7 protein-coding genes and 1 pseudogene are annotated in these 8,020 nt (G+C 67.5%); 4 read left to right on the forward strand and 4 right to left on the reverse strand.

Features of this window, described 5'->3' with window-relative positions:
- The 4 genes and pseudogenes from coaBC to ABS88_RS21250 form a co-directional block, all read left to right on the forward strand.
- On the forward strand, window positions 1-1,090 hold a 1,090-nt coding region (coaBC, locus tag ABS88_RS21235), incomplete at its 5' end, for a bifunctional phosphopantothenoylcysteine decarboxylase/phosphopantothenate--cysteine ligase CoaBC (protein WP_286750510.1).
- Window positions 1,053-1,514 (forward strand): annotated as a pseudogene (gene dut / locus ABS88_RS21240) (dUTP diphosphatase); the annotation flags it as partial. The gene coaBC and the pseudogene dut, both read left to right, overlap by 38 nt.
- A gap of 105 nt (window positions 1,515-1,619) precedes the next feature.
- Window positions 1,620-2,369 (forward strand): HesA/MoeB/ThiF family protein, encoded by a 750-nt coding sequence (locus ABS88_RS21245; protein WP_286750511.1) that lies wholly within the window; start codon window positions 1,620-1,622, stop codon window positions 2,367-2,369.
- Window positions 2,348-2,722: a DsrE family protein gene (locus ABS88_RS21250; protein ID WP_286750512.1), complete on the forward strand. Its 375-nt coding sequence runs from the start codon at window positions 2,348-2,350 to the stop codon at window positions 2,720-2,722. The genes ABS88_RS21245 and ABS88_RS21250 overlap by 22 nt, the downstream gene beginning before the upstream one ends.
- A 10-nt stretch (window positions 2,723-2,732) precedes the next feature.
- Here ABS88_RS21250 and ABS88_RS21255 read toward each other — a convergent pair whose 3' ends face one another.
- From ABS88_RS21255 to ABS88_RS21270, 4 genes are all read right to left on the reverse strand, one after another.
- Window positions 2,733-3,476: a class I SAM-dependent methyltransferase gene (locus ABS88_RS21255; RefSeq protein ID WP_286750513.1), complete on the reverse strand. Its 744-nt coding sequence runs from the start codon at window positions 3,474-3,476 to the stop codon at window positions 2,733-2,735.
- Window positions 3,476-4,603 (reverse strand): peptide chain release factor 2, encoded by a 1,128-nt coding sequence (prfB, locus tag ABS88_RS21260; protein WP_040590389.1) that lies wholly within the window; start codon window positions 4,601-4,603, stop codon window positions 3,476-3,478. The genes ABS88_RS21255 and prfB overlap by 1 nt, the downstream gene beginning before the upstream one ends.
- A 61-nt stretch (window positions 4,604-4,664) precedes the next feature.
- Entirely contained in the window at window positions 4,665-7,181 is a 2,517-nt protein-coding gene (locus tag ABS88_RS21265; RefSeq protein ID WP_286750514.1) for a penicillin-binding protein 1A, read from the reverse strand.
- Between the two features lie 108 nt (window positions 7,182-7,289).
- Window positions 7,290-8,020: TetR/AcrR family transcriptional regulator (locus ABS88_RS21270; RefSeq protein WP_286750515.1), on the reverse strand; the 731-nt coding region annotated here is incomplete at its 5' end.

Genomic DNA, 8,020 nt, shown 5'->3' on the forward strand with positions numbered 1-8,020 from the left:
ATATACATATCTTTTCGACCTGAAGGACGAGGTCGAGATGGGGCATATCCAGCTTTCACGCGAAGCCGACCTGGTCGTCGTTGCCCCCGCGACCGCTGATCTGCTGGCAAAGATGGCGGGGGGCATCGCCGACGATCTGGCGACAACCTTGCTGCTCGCGACCGACAAGCCGGTGCTCGCGGCGCCCGCTATGAACGTACGCATGTGGCTGCACCCCGCGACCCAGCGCAATGTCGCGACGCTGCGCGGCGACGGGATGACGGTGATGGAGCCCGACGAGGGCGAAATGGCGTGCGGCGAATATGGCCCCGGCCGCTTGCCCGAGCCCGAAGCGATCAAGGCGGCGATCGAGGCGGCGCTGGCGCAAGGCACGATTGTCCGACCGCTCGGCGGCCAGCCCGATTTCGCGCCGTCGCGCCACCGCCCGCTCTTTGGCCGCCGCATCCTCGTCACCGCGGGACCGACCCACGAACCGATCGACCCCGTCCGCTACATCGCCAACCGGTCGAGCGGCAAGCAGGGCTTCGCGATCGCCGCCGCCGCCGCCGAAGCGGGCGCGGAGGTGCTGCTGGTCGCGGGGCCGGTACCGCTGCCGACGCCGCCGGGCGTGGTTCGCGTCGATGTCGAAACCGCGCGCGAAATGGCGGCCGAGGTCGAGGCGGGACTGCCCGTCGACGCCGCGATCATGGTCGCCGCAGTTGCCGACTGGCGCGCCGCCGACACATCGGCGCAGAAGATCAAGAAGGACGGCAGCGGCGAGGTGCCGCCGCTCGCGCTGGCAGAAAATCCCGACATTCTGGCGAGCGTCGCGAAGAGCGCCAAGCGGCCGCCGCTGCTCGTCGGCTTCGCCGCCGAAACCAACGACGTGATCGCCCATGCCCAGGCAAAGCTCGCCCGCAAGGGCTGCGACCTGATCGTCGCCAACGATGTCTCGGCGGACCCGATGGGCGGCGAGACGAACCGCGTTCATATCGTCAGCAAGGCTGGCGTCGACAGTTGGGACCGGCTGCCCAAGGAAGCCGTCGCCCGCAAATTGATGGAAAAAATCGCCGATGAACTCGATACCCGCGTCCCCCTTGCCGATGATTGAGATCCGCCTCCAGCGCCTGCCCAACGGCGGCGGCCTGCCGGTTCCCGCCTATGCGAGCGACGGCGCAGCGGGGATGGACATCGTCGCGGCCGAGACGCTGACGCTGCGCCCCGGCGCGCGCCACGCGGTTGCGACCGGCTTCGCGATGGCGATTCCCGCAGGCTATGAGGTGCAGGTGCGCCCCCGCTCGGGCCTCGCGCTCAAGCACGGCATCACCTGCCTCAACACGCCGGGGACGATCGACAGCGACTATCGCGGCGAGGTGAAGGTGATCCTCGCCAATCTCGGCGACGAGGTGTTCGAAATCAAACGCGGCGACCGCATCGCGCAGATCGTGCCCGCGCCCGTCCAGCGCGCGACCTTTGCCGAGGTGGAGACGCTCGATGAAACGGCGCGCGGCGCGGGCGGCTTCGGATCGACCGGGGTCGCGAGCGGCGCGGCCGACGAACAGAGCGAGGGCGACCAGGACGCGCCCGCCAATGTCGGGTCGCTCGCGGCGATGAAGATGCGGCGGCCGGGCGAATAGGTCTTGCTCAGCGACGCCGAACTCGACCGCTATGCGCGCCAGATCATCCTGCCGCAATTCGGCGGCGCGGGGCAGGCGAAGCTGAAGGCGGCGCATGTCGCGCTGATCGGCGCGGGCGGGATCGGCTGTCCGGCGATCACCTATCTGGCGGCAGCGGGGGTCGGCAGGCTGACGATCATCGACGATGATCGCGTCGAACTTTCCAATCTGCAGCGTCAGCCGCTGTTTACCGATGCCGATATCGGCAGTCCCAAGGCGATCGTCGCGGCAGACGCCGCGCGGCGCATCAACCCCCATGTCGAAGCGGTGGCGGTCGAGGCGCGGCTCGATACGGGCAATGCCGAAGCGCTGCTGGCCGGTGCGACCCTGATCCTCGACGGATGCGACAATTTCGCCACCCGCCTCGCGGTCAACCGCGCGGCGGTCGCGCGCGAGATTCCGCTGCTCAGCGCCGCCATCGGCGCGTTCGAGGGACAGATCGCGCTCTATGAAGGCTGGCGCGGCGACAGCCCCTGCTACGCCTGTCTGGTCGGCGACGATCCCGACCGACCCGGCATCAACTGTGCCGAAGCGGGCGTGATGGGCGCGCTCGCCGGAATGATCGGAGCGATGGCTGCGCTCGAAGCGGTGCGCGCGCTGACCGGCTGGGGCCAACCGCTGACCGGCCGCCTCGCCATCCTCGACATGCTCGATCGCCGCTGGCGCGAGGTCGGTGTCGCAAAGGAGCCGACATGTCCGATATGCAGCGCCTGAGCATCATCGTCGCGAGCCGTGACGGCGCGCGCTTCTATGCCGCGCTGGAGACGGGGATTGCTGCCGCGGCGCTCGGCCGCCCGGCGCGGCTCTTCCTGCAGGGCGAGGCGGCGGCGCTGCTGCGCACGCCCGTCACCTTTGCCGGCGACGGTGCGCGCGAGGCGGCTGGTCAGCCGGGGCTTGCCGCACTGATCGCCGAGGCGATGGCGATGGATGTCGACCTGTTCGTCTGTCAGTCGGGCGTCGCTCTCGCGGGCATGACGGCGAACGACCTGGTGCCGCAGGTACGTGCCGCCGGCCTGGTCAGCTTCCTTGCCGACGCACGCGCCGACGACAGGCTGCTGGTCTACTAGGGTCAGGACCCTAGGGGTTCTTGCAGACCTTGATGGCTTTGGGCGCCGGGCGCTGACCATCGGGTACAAAGCGCGCGAGATAGCCGCCCGCGTGCGCCTTGTCGTCATAGGACAGAAGCTTGAAACCCACCGCCTCGAATTCGCAGACGAGCAGGCGGAAGGGTGTCCCATGCTGGGCGATCGGGCGATCGCCGTCGACGACGATCACCTGCCCGTCCTGGCGCAGCGCCGGGCGCAAGCGCCACAGAAAGGCATAGGGCTCGCCGATCTCGTGATACATATGGACCATGAACACGCGGTCGAAGCTGGCCGCGGGCAGGCGCGGATCGTCGACCGCACCAAGTTTGAGCGACACATTGTCGAGCCGTTCGCGCGCGACACGGTCGGCGAGCCGCTCGATCACTTCGGGCTGGATATCCTGCGCCAGCACGCGGCCCGACTGGCCGACCCGCGGCGCGAGCCGCACGGTATAATAGCCGTCGCCGGCGCCGATGTCGGCCACGGTCATGCCGGGGCGCACGTCGGCCGAATCCATGATGTCGTCGGCTTCGTTGACGCGGTCGCGCGCCTCTTCGGTCGACCATTTGGTCGAGGTGATCGGCGCGACCGGACGGTCGGCGGGCGGAAAGTCGCGCGCGGTTTCGGGACGGTCGCTATTCTCGCTCCACGGCGCGTTACACCCCCCGAGCAGCGACAGCGCGGCCAGCGCGGCGAACAGCGGCAGCGCCGCAGGCCGGGCCGCGCGGCGGCGCATCAGTCGATATCCTCCACCTCGACCTTTTCGCCCGTCACCTTCTGCGACAGCGCCGCTGCCATGAAGGGGTCGAGCGCGCCGTCGAGCACGTCGGAGGGCGCAGTCGAGGTAACACCGGTGCGCAAATCCTTCACCAGCTGATAGGGCTGGAGGACATAGGAGCGGATCTGGTGACCCCAGCCGATTTCGGTCTTGGCCTGATATTCGCCCGAAGCCGCGGCTTCGCGCTTCTGGAGCTCCGCCTCGTACATTCGCGCCTTCAGCATCCCCATCGCGGTCGCGCGGTTCTTGTGCTGCGACCGGTCGTTCTGGCTCGCGACGACGATGCCGGTCGGGATGTGCGTGATACGCACCGCCGAATCGGTCGTGTTGACGTGCTGTCCGCCCGCGCCCGAAGCACGATAGGTGTCGATCTTGAGGTCGCCTTCGTTGATCTCGATCTCGATATTGTCGTCGATCACCGGATAGACCCAGACGCTGGAAAAGCTGGTGTGGCGGCGCGCCGAGCTGTCGTAGGGCGAAATGCGGACGAGGCGGTGAACGCCGCTTTCGGTCTTGGCATAGCCATAGGCATTCTCGCCCTTGACCAGCATCGTCGCCGATTTGATGCCCGCCTGTTCGCCCGCCTGATATTCGATCAGTTCGACCTTCATGCCGCGCTTTTCGGCCCAGCGCATATACATGCGCTGCAACATTTCGGCCCAGTCCTGGCTTTCGGTGCCGCCGGCGCCGGCGTGAACCTCGATATAGCAGTCATAGCTGTCGGCCTCGCCCGCGAGCAGTGCCTTGATCTTGTCCTCTTCGGCGCGCGCCGCCAGCGTGGCGAGCGACTGCACCGCGTCATCGACCAGCGCCTCGTCGCCCTCCATCTCGGCAAGCTCGATCAGTTCGACCGTATCGCCCATCTCCTTTTCGATCGACCGCGTCGCGGTGATCGCCTCGTCGAGACGGCGGCGTTCGCGCATGACATCCTGCGCCGCCTTGGGATTGTCCCAAAGCGTCGGGTCCTCGACCTTCGCATTGAGTTCGTCGAGGCGGCGCACCGCGCGGTCCCAGTCGAGGAAACGGCGCAAGAGCGCCAGCGCGGCGTTGATGGTATCGACATGATCCTGCGCTTCGGCGCGCATGGTCTTTGCTCCTGAAACTGTAGGCGACGGCCATAGTGGCTCAGCCGCGCGAGGCAAGCCGTCAGATGATACCGCCGCGGTCGTCGAGGAAGTCGGCGTCGCTGCGCCGGCCATTGCCTTCCTGTACCGGCGCATCGGGTCGCTTGGCGGAGGCGGCGGGCTTGATCTCTTCTTCGCGGATCGTCCGGCGCGGTTCGCTTTCGGGCTTGAAGGCTTCCCAGATGATCGCCGCCTTGGGATCGGTCCCCGGCCACGCGCCATAGACACGGCGGCCCGACTGGCGGTCGATACGCACCATACGGATATTCTTCGGCGCTATGAACGGCACCGGCGGCCGGTCGGTCAGTGATTCGAGAAAGAATTGCTTGAAGACCGGCGCGGCGAGGCTGCCGCCCTGCGCATAGCCGCCCATGCTGCGCGGCTGGTCATAGCCCATGTAGAGCCCGGCGACGACGTCGGGGGTGCCGCCGACGAACCAGACGTCGGTCGGGCCGGTGGTCGTCCCCGTCTTGCCGAACAGCGGCACGTTCAGATCGCGCAGCACCTGCGCGGTCCCGCGCTGGACGACACCTTCGAGCATATGGACGACCTGATAGGCGGTCATCGGGTCCATCAGCTGCTTGCCCGACGGCGTGAAGCGCGGCATCGGCTTGCCATCCCAATCGTCGCTGTTGCACCCGTCGCAGGGCCTCCAGTTCTTGGGAAAGATCACCTTGCCGCGGCGATCCTGGACATAGTCGATCAGTCGCGGCTTGAGCTCGCGGCCGTGGTTGGCGAGCATCGAAAAGGCGTTGACCATCTTTTCGACCGTCGTCGACCCGGCGCCGAGCGCGGTCGACAGATAGGGTTCGTGCGTCCCGATCCCCATCGTCTTGATCGTTTCGACGATCGGTTCCATCCCGATCTGGCTCGCCGTCCTGACCGTCATCAGGTTGCGCGACTGTTCGAGGCCCCAGCGCATCGTATGTTCGCCGCTGCCGCTCGCGCCGCCGAAGTTGCGGAAGCATTTGTTGCCGAAGCGCGCGCCCTGATAGACGCAGAAGGGGCCGTCGACGATCAGCGTCGCCGGCGTCATGCCATTGTCGAGCGCCGTCGCATAAACGAAGGGCTTGATCGTCGACCCCGGCTGGCGTTCAGCCTGGGTCGCGCGGTTGAACGGCGACAGGCGGACGTCGAACCCGCCCTGCATCGCATAGATGCGGCCCGAATGAGGGCTTTCGACGACCATGCCGCCCGACACTTCGGGGATGTTCTTCAGCGTATAGACGCCGGGCCCGGTCGCCTTGACCGCGATCAGGTCGCCCGGGCGCATCGCCGAAAAGGCGCTGCCGCCCGTCTTGCGATAGCCCATGCTCGCGGCGCCTGCGGGCAGGCGGCCCTCTTCGCCGTCGGCAAAGCCGATGCGCGCCTCGCCGGCCGTTTTGGCGAGCACCGCGGCCACGCGCCAATTGTCGTAGTCGATGCCGATGAAGCTCGACGCGAGGCGGCTGCGCCATTTGTCGTCGGCCTCGATCCGCGCAATCGGTCCCGACCAGCCCTTGCCGGTGTCGTAGCGGACGAGGCCGCGGCGCAGCGCACCGGTCGCGGCCTGCTGCATCTTGTCGTCATAGGGGGTGCGCACCCAAAGCCCGCCGCCATAGACGCTGAGCGGGCCGTCCTCGGGGGTCTCGCCGAACTGGTCGATCAGTTGGCGGCGCACCTCTTCCATATAATAGCCGCCGACCTGCGCGACCGCCTTGTTGCCCGTTTCAGAGAGGCCGAGCGGCATCGCCTGCGCGGCGTCGCGCTGCGCCGCCGTGATCCAGCCGTTGCGGAACATTTCAGAAAGCACGAAATTGCGCCGCGCGATCGCCTTGTCGGTATAGCGCGCGCGGCCATAGGTTTCGGGTGCCTTGGGCAAAATGGCAAGGAAGGCCATTTCGTGAAGCGCGAGCTGGTCGACATCCTTGTCGAAATAGGCGCGCGCCGCGGCCTGGACGCCGAAGCTGCGGCGGCCGAGCGGAATTTCGTTCAGATACAGTTCGAGGATCTGCTGCTTCGTAAGCGCCGCCTCGATCCGCTTCGCGAGGATCGCCTCGCGAATCTTGCGGGTATAGCTGACCTCGCCCGTCAGCAGCAGATTCTTCGCCACCTGCTGCGTGATCGTCGAGGCGCCGACCGGGCGGCCGTCGCGCTTCAGGTTGGTCAGGATCGCGGTCGCGATGCCGGGATAGTCGATCCCGCCATGTTCGAAGAAGGTGCGGTCCTCGGCCGCGAGAAAGGCGCGGACAAGAAGCTGGGGATATTCGGCATATTCCAGCTGGACGCGGCGCTCGCGTGCATAGCTGTGGACGGGCTTGCCCTCGCCGTCGCGCACCATCGTCGGCAGCGGCGGCTGATAGTCGCGCAGCTGGTCGACCGAAGGCAGGTTACGCGCGAAGATCGCCCACAGCAGCGCCAGTGCGGCCACGCCCGCCAGCGCAAGATAGCCGAGCCAGCGGAACCAGCGCCGCGTCCACATCTGCCGGAACCAGCCAATGACGGCGTTGCTGTCGCGGCGCAGGCGGTAACGGAAGTGGGACGTGCTGTCGGCGACCATGATTGGCCTGCCTCTAAAGCCTGCTTCGCCGAAAGGGAAGCGGCTTGCGGTGGTCGGGCATCCCCCTCCCGCAGGCGGGAGGGGTAGCGAGACTTGCGAGCTTGCTCGCTAATCGCAGCCGGGTGGGCCACCCGACTGTCCCTGCCCACCTCCAACCCCTCCCGCTTGCGGGAGGGGGGTCAGGTCGAGCAACAGTCCGCCCAGCATGGCGGTAACATCGGCAAGGACGGCATCGGCCGGCACGCAGTCTTCTTCATTCGTCATCTCTTCGGCGGCAAAGCCAAGCTCGACCGCGAGGCGAAGCCGGCGCCACAACATGTCCCGGCCAATAGCAGGCAAATGCGGAGCGCATGCATCGGTCAGCCGGTCGGTGACGTGGCGATGCGATTCGAGCCGGACATGGACGAGCCGCGGGGTCGCGTGGAGCGCGCGCAAGGTCCACACCGCGCCCGGTTCGGCGCGCGTCACCGCGGCGGTTTCGGCGAGCAGTTCGCCGATATGGCCAGCCATCGCCGCGATGCCGCCGCGCCGGTGCCGCTCGATCCACGCCTCCAGCACCGCATTCTGCCGCTCCATCAGCCGGCGGCCCAATGCTTCGAGAACCGCATATTTGTCGCCGAAATAGCGATAGAGTGCGGGCGGGCTCAGCCCCGCCTCGGCGGCGATCCGGTTGGTCGAAATGCGCTCGATGCCCTCTTCGGCGAGGAGCAGGCCCGCGACATCGAGCAGCCGGTCATAGGTGGCGCGCGCGCGGTCCTGCTTCGGCGGCGCCTTCGCCGCGACGCTCATCGCGCGCGGCCGCGCGCGCTCACCGGCCAGATGGCGACGAGCGTGTCGCC

The organism is Sphingopyxis sp. SCN 67-31, from assembly GCF_001725095.1.